Annotated in this window: 14 protein-coding genes and 1 tRNA gene; 7 read left to right on the forward strand and 8 right to left on the reverse strand. The window is 61.3% G+C overall.

Annotated features, from left to right (window positions below; translation table 11 throughout):
• Window positions 1-6: 6 nt before the first annotated feature.
• The 5 genes from FJ938_RS08305 to FJ938_RS08325 form a co-directional block, all read right to left on the reverse strand.
• On the reverse strand, window positions 7-420 hold the full coding sequence (locus FJ938_RS08305) for an MAPEG family protein (protein WP_140692742.1): 414 nt from the start codon (window positions 418-420) through the stop codon (window positions 7-9).
• Between the two features lie 40 nt (window positions 421-460).
• Window positions 461-1,084, reverse strand: coding sequence for a hypothetical protein (locus FJ938_RS08310; protein WP_140692810.1), 624 nt, complete (start codon window positions 1,082-1,084; stop codon window positions 461-463).
• Window positions 1,035-2,537, reverse strand: coding sequence for an IMP dehydrogenase (gene guaB / locus FJ938_RS08315; RefSeq protein WP_140609956.1), 1,503 nt, complete (start codon window positions 2,535-2,537; stop codon window positions 1,035-1,037). Before guaB ends, FJ938_RS08310 begins: the two co-directional genes overlap by 50 nt.
• A 137-nt stretch (window positions 2,538-2,674) precedes the next feature.
• The gene (locus FJ938_RS08320) at window positions 2,675-3,130 is read right to left on the reverse strand and encodes a PIN domain-containing protein (RefSeq protein ID WP_140609955.1); all 456 of its coding nucleotides are present in this window, start codon (window positions 3,128-3,130) and stop codon (window positions 2,675-2,677) included.
• Window positions 3,127-3,372: a type II toxin-antitoxin system prevent-host-death family antitoxin gene (locus tag FJ938_RS08325; protein ID WP_140609954.1), complete on the reverse strand. Its 246-nt coding sequence runs from the start codon at window positions 3,370-3,372 to the stop codon at window positions 3,127-3,129. The genes FJ938_RS08320 and FJ938_RS08325 overlap by 4 nt, the downstream gene beginning before the upstream one ends.
• Before the next feature lie 241 nt (window positions 3,373-3,613).
• On the opposite strand from FJ938_RS08325, the gene FJ938_RS08330 reads away from it, so the two are divergent.
• Window positions 3,614-5,035 (forward strand): MFS transporter, encoded by a 1,422-nt coding sequence (locus tag FJ938_RS08330; RefSeq protein ID WP_140609953.1) that lies wholly within the window; start codon window positions 3,614-3,616, stop codon window positions 5,033-5,035.
• A 111-nt stretch (window positions 5,036-5,146) separates the two neighbouring features.
• Here the strand turns inward: FJ938_RS08330 and FJ938_RS08335 are convergent, their stop codons facing one another.
• Both FJ938_RS08335 and FJ938_RS08340 read right to left on the reverse strand, forming a co-directional pair.
• Window positions 5,147-5,893, reverse strand: coding sequence for an RlmE family RNA methyltransferase (locus FJ938_RS08335; protein ID WP_140609952.1), 747 nt, complete (start codon window positions 5,891-5,893; stop codon window positions 5,147-5,149).
• Between the two features lie 25 nt (window positions 5,894-5,918).
• Window positions 5,919-7,280 carry a Ppx/GppA phosphatase family protein gene (locus tag FJ938_RS08340; protein WP_140610005.1) on the reverse strand — a complete coding sequence of 454 codons (1,362 nt, stop codon included), beginning with the start codon at window positions 7,278-7,280 and terminating at the stop codon, window positions 5,919-5,921.
• A 413-nt stretch (window positions 7,281-7,693) separates the two neighbouring features.
• On the opposite strand from FJ938_RS08340, the gene FJ938_RS08345 reads away from it, so the two are divergent.
• Both FJ938_RS08345 and FJ938_RS08350 read left to right on the forward strand, forming a co-directional pair.
• The gene (locus FJ938_RS08345; RefSeq protein WP_140609951.1) at window positions 7,694-8,626 is read left to right on the forward strand and encodes a lysylphosphatidylglycerol synthase domain-containing protein; all 933 of its coding nucleotides are present in this window, start codon (window positions 7,694-7,696) and stop codon (window positions 8,624-8,626) included.
• 186 nt (window positions 8,627-8,812) lie between these two features.
• Window positions 8,813-8,886 (forward strand) — tRNA-Gln (locus FJ938_RS08350).
• Window positions 8,887-9,479: 593 nt separating this feature from the next.
• On the opposite strand, the gene FJ938_RS08360 is transcribed toward FJ938_RS08350, so the two are convergent.
• On the reverse strand, window positions 9,480-9,731 hold the full coding sequence (locus tag FJ938_RS08360) for a helix-turn-helix transcriptional regulator (protein WP_140609950.1): 252 nt from the start codon (window positions 9,729-9,731) through the stop codon (window positions 9,480-9,482).
• An 82-nt stretch (window positions 9,732-9,813) separates the two neighbouring features.
• On the opposite strand from FJ938_RS08360, the gene FJ938_RS08365 reads away from it, so the two are divergent.
• The 4 genes from FJ938_RS08365 to FJ938_RS08380 all read left to right on the forward strand — a co-directional run bounded on the left by FJ938_RS08365 (window position 9,814) and on the right by FJ938_RS08380 (window position 16,337).
• Window positions 9,814-10,224, forward strand: coding sequence for a hypothetical protein (locus FJ938_RS08365; RefSeq protein ID WP_140692745.1), 411 nt, complete (start codon window positions 9,814-9,816; stop codon window positions 10,222-10,224).
• A 107-nt stretch (window positions 10,225-10,331) separates the two neighbouring features.
• Window positions 10,332-10,634: a hypothetical protein gene (locus FJ938_RS08370; protein WP_140692748.1), complete on the forward strand. Its 303-nt coding sequence runs from the start codon at window positions 10,332-10,334 to the stop codon at window positions 10,632-10,634.
• A 998-nt stretch (window positions 10,635-11,632) separates the two neighbouring features.
• The gene (locus FJ938_RS08375) at window positions 11,633-12,196 is read left to right on the forward strand and encodes an EF-hand domain-containing protein (RefSeq protein WP_140692751.1); all 564 of its coding nucleotides are present in this window, start codon (window positions 11,633-11,635) and stop codon (window positions 12,194-12,196) included.
• Window positions 12,197-14,132: 1,936 nt separating this feature from the next.
• Complete coding sequence (locus FJ938_RS08380; RefSeq protein ID WP_140692754.1) at window positions 14,133-16,337, forward strand: adenylate/guanylate cyclase domain-containing protein; 2,205 nt, start codon at window positions 14,133-14,135, stop codon at window positions 16,335-16,337.
• Window positions 16,338-16,385: the final 48 nt, after the last annotated feature.

The following is a 16,385-nucleotide window of genomic DNA, read 5'->3' on the forward strand; positions in this document are numbered from 1 at the left end:
CGCGGCTCAAACCACTTGCAGCAGGTGCAGGGCGAACCAGATCCACCCCAGCAAAAGAACCACCGCCCCGAGGACGAAAGAACGGTTGCGCAGCAGCAGGTTGTTGCCCGTCAGGTGGATCCCGGCCTGGACATAGCGCGTCAGGACGAAAATCCACATCAGCGCCAGCGTAAGATAGTTGACGCCATTGGTCAGGTGCAACGCCAGGCACAGCACATAGAACAGCACCGGCAATTCGAATTGGTTGATGAGATTGCTGGCAACGCTGGAGGCTGGTTCGGTCGAGCGCACCTTGTATTGGCCGGCCTTGGCTTCACCCGAGTTGACGGCAAAAAATCTGCGGCGGCCGAGGACCGCGTAAACGATATAGATCAGCAGCACGTGCGCAAGCATCGGCCAGAAGATCGCCGTCTGGTTCATAAAGTGGTCCCTGCCCTGTTCGGCATCAATTCTGGCGTCATCAATCCTGGCGTCTCAGGCCCGCCACCCAAAAAACGGCAATTATGGTAACCGGGACGGCGAGAAGCGCGAACTTGGTGACGATCAGCGCCGAGGCTAAGGCCAGCGAATCCGGGTTGGCGTACAGAAAGTCAGACAGAAGCCGCGCCACAGTGACGTTCTGGGCATAGTCGGCGATCGTGTAGGGCAGCACCAGGACCAGCGCGAAGATCGACTGCACCTGCCCTGGCAGCACCCGGAAATTCTTCAGGCGACGACCGGTCGTCAGGATCAGGCTGACCAGCGTCAGCGATAGCAATGCCGGAAACAAGAGGTCGAAGGTCAGATAGTGCCAGACCAGAATGATCTCGCCGCCGCGCCGGCCGAGCGCCGTCAGCCAGGCCATGCCTTCATCGGGCGTAAAACCGAAATAGCGCATGTCGAGCGACGGCAGGCCGCCGCTCAACTGGCGGAAATAGAAGAACTCCAGCACCGTCATGAGAATGAAAACCGCCGCCGACAGGAAACAGAGGGCGGCAGCGTGACGTGACAGCCGCAGGACCGCCGCCGTCAGGCTTCGCCCGATTCCGTCGGAATCAGGCTCCGCCGGGATAGTTCGGGCTTTCGCGGGTAATCGTGACGTCATGGGCGTGGCTTTCACGAAGTCCGGCGTTGGATATGCGCACAAAGGTGGCGCGTTCGCGGAAATCGGCAAGATCGCGACCGCCAACATAACCCATAGCGGCTTTCAGGCCGCCTGCAAGCTGGTGCAGCACGCCAGACACAGGTCCTTTGTAGGGAACCTGCCCTTCAATGCCTTCCGGCACCAGTTTCAGCGTATCGCGCACCTCGGCCTGGAAGTAGCGGTCGGCGGAGCCGCGCGCCATTGCGCCGACAGAACCCATGCCGCGATAGGCCTTGAAGGAGCGGCCCTGGTGCAGATAGACCTCGCCTGGGCTTTCGTCGGTTCCGGCCAGCAGCGAGCCTATCATGGCGGCGCTGGCGCCGGCCGCGAGCGCCTTCGCGAGATCACCGGAATATTTGATGCCGCCGTCGGCAATGACCGAGGCACCCGATTTGTGCGCCGTCTCGACCGCCGACATGATGGCCGAAAGCTGCGGCACGCCGACACCGGCAACGATGCGGGTGGTGCAGATCGAGCCCGGGCCGATGCCGACCTTGACGGCGTCGGCGCCAGCATCGATCAGGGCCTGCGTGCCTTCGGCGGTGGCGACATTGCCGGCCAGGATGCGAACCGAGTTGGAGAGTTTCTTGGCGCGCGCGACCGCATCCAGCACGCGCTGCGAGTGGCCATGCGCGGTATCGATCACCAGAAGGTCGACGCCGGCCTCGATGAGGCGTTCGGCGCGCTCGAAGCCGTCGTCGCCGACGCTGGTGGCGGCCGCCGCGCGCAGGCGACCCTGCGCGTCCTTGGTGGCGTGGGGGTTCAGCTGCGACTTCTCGATGTCCTTGACGGTGATCAGGCCGACGCAATTTCCTGACTTGTCGACCACGACGAGCTTTTCGATCCGGTGCTGGTGGAGGAGCCGCTTGGCTTCGTCCTGGTCGACATTCTCCTTGACCGTGATCAGGTTCTCACGGGTCATCAGTTCGTAGACCTTCTGCCCCGGATCGGAGGCAAAGCGCACGTCGCGATTGGTCAGGATGCCGACCAATCGGCCGGTCTTGTGGCCGCCAGTGCCGCCATTCTCGACCACCGGTATGCCGGAGATCGAGTAGGTGCGCATCAGGGACAGCGCATCGGCAAGCGTGGCGTCGGGGCCGATGGTGACCGGGTTGACCACCATGCCGGATTCGAATTTCTTGACCTGACGCACCTGCTCGGCCTGTTCGGCCGGCGAAAAATTGCGGTGGATGACGCCGATGCCGCCGGCCTGGGCCATGGCGATGGCGAGACGCGCTTCGGTGACGGTGTCCATCGCCGCCGACAGGATCGGCACGTTGAGGTCGATGTCGCCGGCGATGCGGGTGCGGATGTCGGTCTGGCCGGGCATGACCTCGGAATGGCCGGGCTGCAACAGCACGTCGTCAAAGGTCAGCGCCAGCGCGCCGGTGGACGTTTCGATGATCTTTGCCATGGCCAGCCCTTTGAATGCGGAAAAAGCGCTGGACCAGAATGGGCAGCGCCGACTCTCATCTTCCCTTTCAGGATTGGCGCTGGCTGGTAACACGTCGCGGCGCCGATGAAAAGCCGATCGTTGCGGCGTTCCGCGTTCTAGTCGCCAGACTTCCCCGCCAGAGCATCAAGCAATGCATGACGTGGCGCTGCAAAAGGACTGACGACAGTGACCCCGCCCCATGTGAAGCCGTCTTGCAGATCTTCCGAGACCAGCAGCCGACAACCAGCTTGCGAGGCCGTGGAGAGAATGACCGAGTCCCAAATGCTGAATCGGTGATCGGCAGCCAGATCAGCGGCCATCATCATCACATCTTGCGTCGTCGCGGCAACGGAGAATGCGTCGCTCCAGCTCAGAAGGGCATCCCGTGCCTCCGCGGGCGGTCTTCCTGCCTTGCGGACCAAAACGTTGAACAGTTCACCAAGAACCTGAACAGGAATAACGGCGTCATCTTGCTGGACATTGCGCAGCAATTCGAGAACGACGTCGCGCTTCTCCGCACCGTTCACCCCTTCCGCGTAAGCAAGGACATTGGTATCGAGCGCGATCTTCAATGCTCGTCCTCGTAGAGTTCATCACGCGTCCAACGCCCGGCATCCATGACAGGCTGGCGCTCAAGGCGCGACAACAACGCCGCGCGCGATCGGGCAGCCACACCCTCCTGATGATCCGCGGGCACGATCCGAGCGACCGGACGCCCGTGACTGGTCACCACGTAGCTTTGTCCTTCGCGAACGCCGCGCAGCAGGAGAGAAAACCTGCGATTGGCATCGGCTGCCGAAACAGCTTTGTCCATGATAATGTCCCATAGTAGTTATATTCACTACAATAATGATGTGTACCGCTCCCTGCAAGGTGTCCCTTGCCTGGAACGGATATGATCTCTGCCGGCATGGGCATGTCAAAGCGAAAGTCGGCATCCTTGCGGTCGCACAAAAGTGACAGCAAATTAACACGACATCGGTGCCCGGCCGTGATACCCGCCCCTCGTATCGGCTCGCCCCCGGCCGGAAAGAGAATCTGAAACAGGCACGCTCGTGAACCGCACCATTCCGCTCATCCTGGCGGTCGCACTTTTCATGGAAAACATGGATTCGACCGTGATCGCGACGTCGCTGCCGGCGATCGCCATCGACATCCATACCAGCCCTATCGCGCTCAAGCTGGCGCTGACCGCCTATCTGGTGTCGCTGGCGATCTTCATTCCGATCAGCGGCTGGATGGCCGACCGCTTCGGCGCCAAGAATATCTTCCGCGCCGCGATCGCGGTCTTCATCGCCGGTTCGGTCGCCTGCGCCTTCTCAGGTTCGCTGCCGGCCTTCGTTGTGTCACGCTTCCTGCAAGGCATCGGCGGCGCCATGATGACGCCGGTCGGGCGCCTGGTTCTGGTGCGTGCGACGCCCAAGAGCGAACTGGTCGCGGCCATGTCGTGGCTGACCATTCCCGCGCTGGTCGGCCCGCTGGTGGGCCCGCCGATCGGCGGCTTCATCACCACCTACTTCACCTGGCACTGGATCTTCCTGATCAACGTGCCGATCGGCCTGATCGGCATCTGGCTGGCCACCCGCTTCCTGCCCCAGACCGAATCCATGGAGACGCCGCCGCTCGATTTCATCGGCTTCGTGCTCAGCGGGTTGGCGGCATCCGGGATCGTGTTCGGCCTGTCGGTGGTCAGCCTGCCCTATTTGCCGCCGGCGACCGGCTTCATCACCGTGGCCGTCGGGCTGGTGTCGGGCGCGCTCTACCTGATGCATGCGCGCCGCGCCAAAAACCCGCTGCTGGCGCTCGAACTGTTCCGCAACCAGGTGTTCCGATCCTCCGTGCTCGGCGGCTCGCTGTTCCGCATCGGCATCGGCGCGGTGCCGTTTCTTTTGCCGCTGATGTTCCAGATCGGCTTCGGGCTGACGCCGTTCCAGTCCGGCATGATCACTTTCGTCTCGGCAATCGGCGCCATCGGCATGAAATTCGTCACCGCGCTGATTTTCCGCGTCGTCGGCTTCCGCCGCGTTTTGATCGTGGGCTCGCTGGTCGCCGCCGGATCGATCGCCATCAACGGCCTGTTCACGCCCGACACGCCCTACCTGCTGATGCTGTCCGTGCTTCTGGTCGGCGGCTTCATCCGCTCGATGTTCTTCACCGGCGTCAATGCGCTGTCCTATGCCGAGGTTTCGGCCGAGGACACCAGCAAGGCAACGCCGATCACCGCCGTGTTCCAGCAATTGTCGATCGCGCTTGGCGTGGCGGTGGCCGGCGGCATATTGGAAGTGTCGACGAGCGTCCATGGCGGACCGCTGACGCTGACGGATTTCCACACCGCCTTCTTCATCGTCGCCGCGATCTCAGCCGCCGCGGCGCTCTCTTTCATGCGGCTGGCGCCGGATGCCGGCAACGCCGTGTCGGGCCATGGCCGGCTGACGACACCGAAGGACCTGCAGCCGGCGAGATCGCCGGGGGAGTGAGTCCGGCCGTTTCGTTCTCCCCTCGCGAGAGAAGGCGGATCGGGCGCGGAGCGCCGAGACGGTTGAGGGGTGTTGGACGGAGTGAGACATTGGTGCTCCTTGGAACACCCCTCATCCGTCGCCTTCGGCGCCACTTTCTCCCACAAGGGGAGAAGGAAGGGAGCGCCCCTTAAAATCCTTCGCCAGCAAATAGAGTTCGACCGACTCATCGCGCGAAGCCGGCGGTTTGACGTGGTGGACGGAGCGGAAATTCTTCTTGAGCATCGACAGCAGCTCGTTTTCCGCGCCGCCCTGAAAAGTCTTGGCGAGGAAATGTCCGCCCGGCTTCAGCACGGACAGCGCGAAATCGGCCGCCACCTCGCACAGATGCATGGTGCGGATGTGGTCGGTCCGCTTATGGCCAGTGGTCGGTGCCGCCATGTCGGACAGCACGACATCGGGATCGCCACCCAGCGCCTCGGACAGTTTGCGCGGCGCATCCACGTCCAGGAAATCCATCAAAAGCACCGGCGCTCCAGGCACGGCATCCATTTCCAGATAATCGATGCCGACGACATGCGGGTTTTCCGCCGTCGATTTCGTGCGCGCGGCTGCCACCTGGCACCAGCCGCCGGGCGCAGCGCCAAGATCGATCACCTTCATGCCGGGCTTTAGAAGATGATGCTTGTCGTCGATCTCGATCAGCTTGTAGGCCGCGCGCGAGCGATAGCCATCAGCCTTCGACCTCTGCACATAGGGATCGTTGATGTGGCGCTGCAGCCAGCGGCGCGAGGACTCCTTCAGGCCGCTCTTCTTCTTGATACGCGTCTTCAGCACGCGAATGCCGGCCGTTCCTGGCTTTTCCGGTTTCTTGGTCATCGCTTGATTTCTTGTCCGAGCATGATCATGCTCTGCCACGCCCATCATTGCGCCAGACGCCGTCATCGGCCATCAGTTCGCTCAGTATGCCCTCGCGCAGGCCACGGTCGGCGACACGCAGCCGCTCCGACGGCCAAACCGCGCGGATCGCCTCCAGTATGGCGCAGCCGGCCAGCACCAGATCGGCGCGATCGGCGCCAATGCAGGGATTGGCCACACGCTGCTGGAAATCCCAGCCGACCAGTCTCTCCACCATGCGGTCGACGCTGTCGCGGTCCATCCACAGCCCGTCGACCCGGCGGCGATCATAGCGTTCGAGATCGAGGTGGACGCCGGCGAGCGTCGTTACCGTGCCGGAGGTGCCCAGCAGATGGAAGTTCGGGTTGGCCTTGAGGTGGCTTAGCCGGTCGCGGCCATCGAAGGCGGCCAACCGGCCGGCAACGTCATCGACCATGGCCGTGAAAATCTCGCGTGTCACCGTGCGGCCACCGAAACGTTCGGCCAGCGAGACGACGCCGACCGGCAGCGACGTCCAGGAGACGATATGGTTGGCGAGGCGCGGCGACCGGCGACCGGTGAGATCGATCAGTGCGATTTCGGAAGAGCCGCCGCCAATATCGAACAGGACGACGCCCTGCGTGTCGCGCTCGACCAGCGAGCCGCAGCCGGACACCGCCAGCCGCGCCTCGGTCTGGCGGTCGATGATCTCGAGCTTCACGCCGGCCTCGCGCTCGACGCGTTCCAGGAACTCGACGCCGTTTGCCGCCGAGCGGCAGGCTTCCGTGGCGATCAGCCTTGCCTTCCTGATCTTGCGGCTGCGCAATTTGTCGCCGCAGATCTTCAGCGCCTCGACGGCGCGGTCCATCGCCGGCTGGCTGAGCCGGCCATTGGCAGTGAGCCCTTCGCCCAGCCTGACGATGCGCGAGAAGGCATCGATGACGCGAAACTGGCCATGCCGTGAGGGAACGGCGACCAGCAGCCGGCAATTGTTGGTGCCGAGGTCGAGGGCCGCGAAGACGGGAAGCTCGTGCACCGGCGGGCGGCGGACGCCCTGCTCCGGGCGCGGCGTTGAAGCGACGGGCGAGATCACCGGAGCCGCCTGCTTCGGTTCCATGGCCGAGACAGCGGCTTTGCCTGGCATCGGCGATCGATTGTCTTGGGGGCGCGCTTCGTCGCGCGCAAAAACCTTGCGCCCTCGCCTTCGCTTGCGCCGCTTCTTGGGCTTGCCCTTCTGGTTGCGGGTCGCGTCGCCCGCCGGCCCGTCGGCGGAGCCAAGCTCCGTCGGGCGGCGTTGCTGCCAACCGGCTGTCCCCGAGCCAGATGGCCCTGGGGAAGCGCTGGACGCGCCCACCTCCGGCGCGCCTGCGCCGGTGTCGCGGTCTTCCACTGTCGTTCCTTCCGGCGCCGCGCGAACCGATGACGGACGCTGCAGGCGCTTTGGCATGTTTCAAGTTGCCGCCAGACTAACAGCGGTGCGCCCGATCACCAAGAGCCATGCGCCGAATTTTGCCGGCTGGGCTCCCAAGCCGCCTTCGTGCGTAATCTAGCCGCAAGGCTGGATTGATAGTGTGAGACTGTCGGAGACGATCTCCCGGAAGAGCCGACGCCTCACCGCTTGCTGGCGCCTTTGCACCGCCTTCGGTGCAGGCGGATCTTGCAGGTGGGTAGCACCGGTAAGCGTTCGCGGTTGAATAGCCGGCTTCAATGAGGCATTTCTGAAATGAACGGAAGAAGCCGGGCAACCGGCCTCCCATCTTCAAGAGAAAAGGAAGCGGACACGCAACGCATGGCAGTCAGGCAATGAACTGGAGACGCTATTTCTGGCCGGTCGTCGGCGGTGCCGCGGTGATCTTCTCGCTGCTGTTGCTCTGGCACGAGCTGCGCGGCATCTCGATCGACGATGTCTGGGACGGGCTTGCCGCCATTCCAACCCGTGGCTGGGTGCTGGCGGCGCTCAGTTCCGTCATCGCCTATGCCGCGCTCGCCGGCTACGACCACATCGCGCTCCTGCATATCGGCAAGAAGGTGTCGTGGCTGTTCGTGACGCTCTGCTCCTTCACCACCTACGCACTTTCGCACAATATCGGCGGTTCGGTGTTCTCCGGCGCCGTCATCCGCTACCGCGCCTATGGCACCAGAGGGCTGACCGGACAGGATGTCGGCGTGCTTGTGGCAATCTGCTGGATCACCTTCGTGCTGTCGACCATCCTGATGGCCGGCCTGGTGCTGGTGTTCGAGCCCGAGATCCTCGACCGGTTTTCCGGCATTGCCCATCATGGCCTGTCGGAAGCGGCCGGCATTGCGATGCTGCTGATCGTCGCCGCCTATATATTCGGCAGCTGGCTGCATCTGCGCCCGCTGAAGATCGCCAGCTTCCAACTGCACTATCCGGCGCTGCCGATCGTCGCCAGGCAGTTGCTTATCGGCCCGATCGAATTGCTCGCCGCCGCCGCGATCATCTTCTTTGCCCTGCCCGAAGCCCAGAATCCCGGCTATTTCGTCGTGCTCGGCGTCTTCCTCGTCTCCTTTTCGGTCGCCCAGCTCTCGCACGCGCCGGGCGGGCTCGGCGTGTTCGAAGTGGTATTTCTCGCCGGGCTTTCCGACATGGACCCGGTGGGCGTGCTGGCCGCACTGCTGGTGTTCCGGCTGCTTTATCTCATCATCCCGCTGATTCTCGGGCTGGGCATCGTGCTGTTCTTCGAACGCTCGCAATTCAGCCGGACAGAGAGCTGAGGCGCGGCCAGCGGGCTTCTCCTGTTCACGGGCAGAAGCTGCCGGCAGGCTGATGAAGGGCAGCGCAAACTTGTGCGATTGCCCGATTTGTACCGCAGAGCAGGCTTGACTATTTTCCGCTGGCGGCTACAAGGCAGCGCTCAAGCGGCTCAGCCGCTCGGCCGCGCGGTTCATGACCGCACCTGCTGGGGAATAGGTTAACGGTAGACCCACGGACTCTGACTCCGTTAGTCCTGGTTCGAATCCAGGTTCCCCAGCCAAACAAATCAAGCACTTAGCCAAATCTAGACACGCCGAACAAGCCGCCATGTCGCGTTTGTGTCGCGTCAAGCGCCAAGCAGGGACTTTTCCGCCGCTGCCAGTTCTTCCTGGTCATTGGTGCCGGGGAACAGGTGTCCGTAGGTGTCGGCGGTCATGACGATGCTGGAATGCCCCATGCGCGCCTGCACCGTCTTGATATCCTTGCCCTGCCCGCCGGTTTTCCTTCGGGTTGAACATGGCCGCGGAAATCATCTATTGCCCGTTGTTTGTTTTCGTCAGTGTTGAAACGAGGCTGGTCGTAAGCCATCATAATAATAGCCCGGAAGCCTGCCTTGCCTGATGCAAATTTGGGATCGTTGGCGACTTCAAGAACTGATTGCATCGGGGTGCCGTTCTGCCGAGCAGTCATAACCCCTTGTGCGGCTCCAGCGACCTGCGCACATGCTTCATCTGTGGTCATTGCCGAGACTGAATGGGCCGTCACGCTCGCACAAAGACCAAGCGCAACAACGAGTGGGAATCTACTCAAGATACACCCCTCCCTTTTCCCCCAGCAAGCATTGCGCAATCTAGGATTGCACGCAAGCTGCCTTCAGGCCTTGCGGAGCCGCACGCCAGCCCCGCCGCCGTTCTCTGGGATGAACTCGACGCCAGCCGCCTCAAGGGCGCGGCACACTGCTTCGACATTATTCGCCATACCGACAGCCTGGCCGTCGCTGCCCTCCATGCGCTTGACGGTCGGCACAGAAACCTTTGACAGCTCTGCCAATTCCGGTTGTGTCATGCCGACGAGCGTTCGAGCAGCGGCGATTTGTCGGCCTGTCGGCTTATCCATTCGGATCAACTTTATCTAAAAGTGTTGACGTTTGTGCCAATGTGATCTATTCGTATCACTGTAATACGAAAACATCAACCTGGAAGTCACCATGCCGAACACCCATGTTCCGGCGGCCGGCGAAACTATGGCCGCTGTCGAGGGAATGCACATCATCACCGGGCGATTTTCTCGCCGCCGGCTCCTTGTCGGTCTCACCTCTGTTGCAGCCATGGGAGCAGCTACAACGGCCTTGGCCCTGCCGGCGCCGCTTACCCTGGTCGCGCCCAGCAGAGAAAGCACCGAGGCCAAAATACGCCGCATCGAAGCCTTATTGGACACGCTGCCGCCAGAACTGGCCGCCGCCTATTGTGCGCAGCTGCGCAGATGGATTGACCATATAGTATGGATGAACGAGGGCGGCGCTCCCCGTGCTGAAATCCTGGCATACATTCGCGGCCTGAAGGATAACGATGGAGTCTTCGCGCAATTCAAAGCGAAGTTGTCGGGGGCGACCATATGAACGCGCCTGTCAGCCTTCTAAAGCCCTATGGAATGCCCGCTGGGATAGATCCCCGCACATGGCCCAGCGAAGTCCAGAAGCGCCTTGACGATCTCTTAGACCGCGCCATGAGCCTCATCACCGCACTCGACCTTATGGAAGCCGATTGCGATCTTGAAGACGGCGCGGACCATGAGCCATACATGGCGGGCTGGTCTGGCGACAACGACGACCGGGAGGCCGATCATTGCGACTTGGAAGACGACGGCACCGAGGAACCGACGCTAGGCGCACCGAACCGTCACCACAATCAAACCCACTGGGCAGACGGCGCGCGTGGCGACCATGAGCGGGAGGTATGCACCGACCGGGAGCGGGATGATGCCGAGATGGATTTTCCCGGCTTTATCGAAGGCGGGCAGGGGATCTGAATCCCCGGTTTTATCAAAGTCTAACGACCGGGAAAGCGAACTGGAAAGGACACCGAGTAACGGTTAATTCAACCATTGCTGGTATTATGCGAAGTGTGGTAGCGGCGGCTCCGGCATTGCTGGCGGGGGCTGGGTGCCGGAGCCGCCTACGCAGTCAGGTTGGGGTTTGACCGCGCTGTTCCAAAATAGGACAGCGCGGTCAACGATTCATTAAAATGATCCCCATCACCTCCGCTGATTTGGCCGGCGGCTTCGCTCCGAGCTTTTGTTCGCCTGTGGGGTCGGCGCCAGCGGACTTCAACCGATCATGTAGGAATAGAGGCCCGCTTCCTCACGGTGGCGGGCCGCATCTCCTTGCCCACTACTAAACGCCCCTCTCAAAAAAAGGTCATTCTTCGCCTTCACAGATTTTGCCGATGCAAATCATTCCGCCGCAGCACTGGCTGTCACTTGTGCAGCTTTGACCCTTCTTCTTTCCTTGAGTGCCGTCCTTGCACATGTCAAGTGGCTTAGGATGATGGTGCTTATGGATAATGTCATCTGCTTGAATTTATTGTGTAATATTTGCTGCACGGGCGCGAAAAGCAACGGACTCTGACTCCGTTAGTCCTGGTTCGAATCCAGGTTCCCCAGCCAAACTGGATGTCCCACGAATGATTTCGCCCCGTCCGGCTCGCATGAGGCCGCCGCAGCTGCCGATTCTGCAAGTCCACGAGGTGGACGCGGCGAGTGAGGTTGTCGTTCGCAGGAAGCTGACGCGTGGGCGCGTGCTGCCATTCTTCGAGAGCTTGCCACGTTGCTTTGTTGGGCGAGAGAATTCACTGCACGTGGCCGTGACGTGCGGCTGCTGTCGGCACAGTATGTTGAAGCCTATCCCCCCATGGTTCGTGTAACTTCATCGTGACCCGATCTCCAGGGAGGAACAATCGGAATGAACTCCAAGTTGGGGGCCAGCCAATCAGCTTGAGGCAGACCACGACCAACCAATGGAGCATGTCATGAGATTTCCACGCTGCACGACCACTGCGGCCGCCGCTTTTATGTTCGCGACCTTCCCTGCGCTCGCCCAGACGAACGGAACACCTGCACCAACCCCGGCGACCACCCAACAGCCCGGTGCCGGGCAACTGCCGGATGTGAACGGACAGGCGGGTGGGCCGACGCATGAAATGATTCGCCAGATGATTGAGCAAGCCGTCCAGGAGAGAATGCAACAGGATCGGAGCTCCAACGAAGGTAACAATCGGCAAGAGGAGGGTGACAATCGTCAACAGGAAGCTTCCCGTCATGGAGACGGATGGCGGTGGCACCGCAATGGCGGCCCAGCCGGTGAGCATGGAATGGTCGGAAATCATGGTCCTCGCATGATGCGCGGCACCGGGATGCGACTTGTACTCGCGCTTCTGGACACGGATGGTGACGGATCGCTGTCCGAGAACGAGGTCCAGGAGGCTGTCGGCCGAATCTTCTCTGCAATCGACCAGAACGGTGACGGGAAGATCGACATGGATGAAATCCAGTCCTTCTCGCATGGCTCTGGGGGCCGGGAAGAAATGCCGTAATTGGCTGGTGTCTTAGCTTGAATCCGGCTGGTCAAAAGCGGCTCCGAATGGCTCGGAGTTTAGCGAACGCCACAGGCACCAGGGGCGGCTTTGGGGAGAGGCAACACGGGCGTGGGCGCGTTCTCTCCCCCGGTGCCGGTTTCCAATCGCCGATCCAGTGACCTGGGGTCAAGTCGAGCGGGGCGTCCGGCCAGATGCCTTCGATGGATCATCCGTTCAAGGCGGTCATCCGTAAAGCAGCCTGATGGGGCGGGGCCCGGGCCATGCCAGAAATAATCAAGTGCATGCGGTGTGAGACGGAGTATGAGGTGACACGGCGCAACTCAAAGCGCCGCGTCATCACCAAAGAGCTCTGCCGGGAGTACGGGAACGATTTCCCGCTGGAGGAAGGCCACTACACCGTTACCCTCATACCCACATACAAAAGCCCGCCGTGGTGACGGGCGGTTCAGCCTCGCCGGGCAACTTTACCATTTATTCGCGCAAAAGCATCCGCGCGATAGCTCAGGCGGTGAGCCACCTACCTGAGTCGATTTCGAAGCGCCATAAACCGACATTGGGAATGGCTGACCTTCAAGTAGCTTATCCCGCGTTCACCTAGCCCCTCTCGAATCACAAGTTTCCCGGCGGGCGGTCCAGCAGCAAAGACCGAGAAACACGGACAGCTGAGCAGCTTGAGCACATCTTCCGATCGACCGATTACCTGAGCAATCCACCCGATACGACCGGCCGTTGTTGCCGTTGATCCCGCTCCATAGCGGAATGCGATTGGAGGAAATATGTGGACTACACCCGGTAGACGACATCCAAGTCATAAACGGTAGCGCCTGCTTCGTGATCCAGAAGCATCAGGACGGATGGGATCCGAAGACCGAAGCCGAGAAATCTATGCTGCGCGGCCCTTATAAAAAGGAAGCCGCTTTGTAAGCCCTGGGGCGCTCGGGATGGGGCAAAAAAGCGGGGCGCGTTCCCGAATGCGCCCCAATAAGCGGAGTTCCGCGGTCTTATTTGTTGCTGTTGCCCGGCCCAGTCGTCGTGGTGGTCGTATCGCAATTGTTACAGTCGAGCTTGCCATTATTCACCTGACCGCTTGGTCCGGTCGTTGTGGTGGTCGTGGTCGTCCCGTTGTCATTGTTTGGCGGATTTCCGCTATGTCCCTGTTCAGAGGTAGTTGTCGTAGTGCTGCCTTTAGGGTCCGCAAGCGCGGGAGCGGAGGCTGCGAATGCAAGTGCCGTCGTGACGATAAGAAGCGTTCTCATGGTTCCTCCCTAAGACGCTTTGTGCGCCGCATCTTTGGAGGCAGGGCCTTCTGTGCCTAATTTTAGCATACTCTAATAAACATTTAAGGACAATCTATCCATAATGGGATTATGGGTGCTGGAAGGCCTCGACATGAGCAATTTCAAACTGACCCGCTGTCGGCGGTTGACAGCCCCACATGGGGCCCACGTTACTCGCGCGAATTCGGCTAAGCAATTGACATAGCTAAGCTTATTTGATCCCAGTGACTGAATCCAGGTTCCCCAGCCACACGTCTTTTATCGTTGCCTTTCAATTTAGTGAACATTAGCAAATGCTAAGTGTACAGCTAAATGGATGTTCCACAGGGCATTTGGTTGCTGAAAACGCCCTCCCCTTGATGCTTGACGAGGTGTCCGCGAGCGTGGCCGCAGAGAATTCAACCCCAAGTAGAGTGACTCCATCGACACGGGTTCCGGCCACGTTTGATCGGGGCGGCGCCCTCCATGGTCAGCCATGCGTGCCAGACCGACGACGGATGCGCCAGGCTGAAGAACTGCGCTACTCCGCTGGGCGGTAAGGTTGGCGATTGCGCATTCGCCGGGAACAATGCAGCCTAGCCTCAAGGCTCGAAAAGCTATTCCCGGAGCGGGACCATGCAGCAAGGATACGCGGCACAACAATTGATGCAGCAGTCATGACCCGCTCCCAGTTGGCCGGCGTCATCCTGGGCTTGTCCCTGGTGGCAGCACTTACCGTTGTCCGGGCGATCGATCCGCAGCCGTTGAGACTCGCCCGCGAAGCCACATTCGACCAATATCAGAGGTTGGCACCTCGCAGCTTCGAACCGATGCCTGTCCGCGTGGTCGACATCGACGAGGCCTCATTGCAGCAGTTCGGGCAGTGGCCGTGGCCCAGGAATCGCATGGCTGCTCTGGTCGAGAAACTGACGGAGCTTGGTGCGGCAGCCATCGCGTTCGACATCCTTTTCGCCGAACCCGATCGTTTGTCGCCTCGCAGTGTTGTCCGCGAGGTGCCGGGCATCGATCCTGCCCTGCTCGATCGCCTGCCCGATAATGATGAAATCTTCGCCCGATCGATCGCCGGCAAGCCGGTTATCCTGGGTTACGGCATCTCCAACGAAGGGACCTATCGGCCGCACATGAAGGCTGGCATCGCCTTTACGGGCGAGAGCCCGATGGAGGCTCCCCCTCATATCAGGGCAGCCACACCGCTGCGGCCGCACCTCGAGGCCAATGCCGCCGGTCTCGGACATATCAGCCTCAATCCGGGCAGATCGACCGCGGTGGTCAGGGCAGCTCCACTCTTTCTGACCGATGGCGAGCAGCTTTATCCGAATCTTGCCCTCGAAGCCATGAGGGTAGCGCAGGGCGCATCCACCTATCTGATTGCCGGCGTGCCGGATCGGCAGGGCATAATGATATCCGTCAAGATCGGCGACTTCGTTATCCCGGTGACCTCGGCCGGCGAACTCTGGCTCTATGTCAGTCCCGACAGGCCGGAACGATATGTTTCTGCGAAGGACCTGCTCGCACCCGCCGGCGTCTCACCCAAAACAAGGGCCGCCATCGAGGGCAACATCGTGTTTGTCGGCACTTCCGCCGCGGGGCTGCAGGATATTCGTGTCACTGCACTCGGTGAGAACGTGCCCGGTGTATCGCTCCACGCGCAGATGGTTGAACAGATCCTGTCCGGGCATTATCTGTCGCGGCCCGACTGGGCAAACGGGCTGGAAATCGCGTCCATCGCGATCCTGGGCACCCTTCTGGTGTTTCTCACGATTTTCGTGAGCCCGGCGATTGCGCTCGCCTGCGGCCTGGCGATCACGGGCCTTGCGCTCGTCGCATCGTGGCTTGCCTTTTCGCTGGCCGGACTGCTGTTCGACCCATTTGCGCCGATCGTCATGGGCACGATCACGCATTTTGCGACAACCTCTTTCCGCTTCCTGGTGACCGACCGGGAGCGGCGCGCGATCCGGCGGGCCTTCGGCCAATATCTATCGCCATCGCTTCTCTACCGCATCGAGCACACGCGCAACGCACTTCGTCTTGGCGGAGACGACCGCGAACTGACCGTGATGTTCGTCGATGTGCGAAACTTCACCGAGATCAGCGAAAGACTGCCGCCCACCGCCCTCGTGCGGTTTCTGAACACGCTTCTCGACGCGCTCAGCCGTCACGTCACCGCCAATGAAGGCACACTCGACAAGTTCATCGGCGACTCGATCATGGCCTTCTGGAATGCCCCGGTCGACGTCGCCGATCATTCTGCCAAGGCCGTTCGCGCGGCATTGGCCATGCGCGAGACGATGGCCCGCCTCAACGAAAGCGATGCATTCGGATTCGGGGCCGGGCAGACGGTTCGCATCGGTATCGGAATCCATACCGGCATCGCCTGCGTCGGAAACATGGGAGCGGAGTCGCGATTCAACTATTCGGCCGTTGGCGACGCGGTGAACATCGCAGCGCGTATCGAGACAGCGTGCAAGACGGTGAGTTTCGACATCCTCGCGTCCTACGACACAGTAAGATCGCTGCCCGGCTGGGCGTTGCTCGAAGCGGGATCGCTGGAGCTCAAGGGAAAGAGCGCTAGGACGAGAATCAATGCCGTTGTCGGCGATGAAAATGTTGCGTCGTCGCCGGATTTCGCGGAATTGCGGCTTCTCCACGGCAAACTCATCGAGGCGTTGCATTCGCGCTCGCCAGGCAGCCGAAAGATCATAGCGGCGGCCAAAGCCAAGGCCGCGGGGCTGCCGGCAGACTTGCAGGACTTCTATGGCCGGATATCGCGCAGACCGGATGATTTTCTTGCCAAACGGGCGGGAGCAGCGGTGGAGGCGAATGCCGGCTATGCGGAGCAACAATTCGGCTCCGGTTCCTGACCTGCATTCAAACAGGGCCGTTGACCGCAGGACTCGCTGGCCAGCGAA

It is taken from the genome of Mesorhizobium sp. B2-4-14 (assembly GCF_006442155.1).
Taxonomy (GTDB): Bacteria; Pseudomonadota; Alphaproteobacteria; order Rhizobiales; family Rhizobiaceae; genus Mesorhizobium.

What these genes read in the sequence shown, in the direction of transcription:
- FJ938_RS08345 (WP_140609951.1), top strand. Translation starts at nt 7,694, where the DNA reads ATGAACTGGAGACGCTATTTCTGGCCGGTCGTCGGCGGTGCCGCGGTG.
- guaB (WP_140609956.1), bottom strand. Translation starts at nt 2,537, where the DNA reads ATGGCAAAGATCATCGAAACGTCCACCGGCGCGCTGGCGCTGACCTTT.
- FJ938_RS08310 (WP_140692810.1), bottom strand. Translation starts at nt 1,084, where the DNA reads ATGACGTCACGATTACCCGCGAAAGCCCGAACTATCCCGGCGGAGCCT.
- FJ938_RS08370 (WP_140692748.1), top strand. Translation starts at nt 10,332, where the DNA reads ATGAGCCTCATCACCGCACTCGACCTTATGGAAGCCGATTGCGATCTT.
- FJ938_RS08305 (WP_140692742.1), bottom strand. Translation starts at nt 420, where the DNA reads ATGAACCAGACGGCGATCTTCTGGCCGATGCTTGCGCACGTGCTGCTG.
- FJ938_RS08325 (WP_140609954.1), bottom strand. Translation starts at nt 3,372, where the DNA reads ATGGACAAAGCTGTTTCGGCAGCCGATGCCAATCGCAGGTTTTCTCTC.
- FJ938_RS08375 (WP_140692751.1), top strand. Translation starts at nt 11,633, where the DNA reads ATGAGATTTCCACGCTGCACGACCACTGCGGCCGCCGCTTTTATGTTC.
- FJ938_RS08335 (WP_140609952.1), bottom strand. Translation starts at nt 5,893, where the DNA reads ATGACCAAGAAACCGGAAAAGCCAGGAACGGCCGGCATTCGCGTGCTG.
- FJ938_RS08365 (WP_140692745.1), top strand. Translation starts at nt 9,814, where the DNA reads ATGCCGAACACCCATGTTCCGGCGGCCGGCGAAACTATGGCCGCTGTC.
- FJ938_RS08380 (WP_140692754.1), top strand. Translation starts at nt 14,133, where the DNA reads ATGACCCGCTCCCAGTTGGCCGGCGTCATCCTGGGCTTGTCCCTGGTG.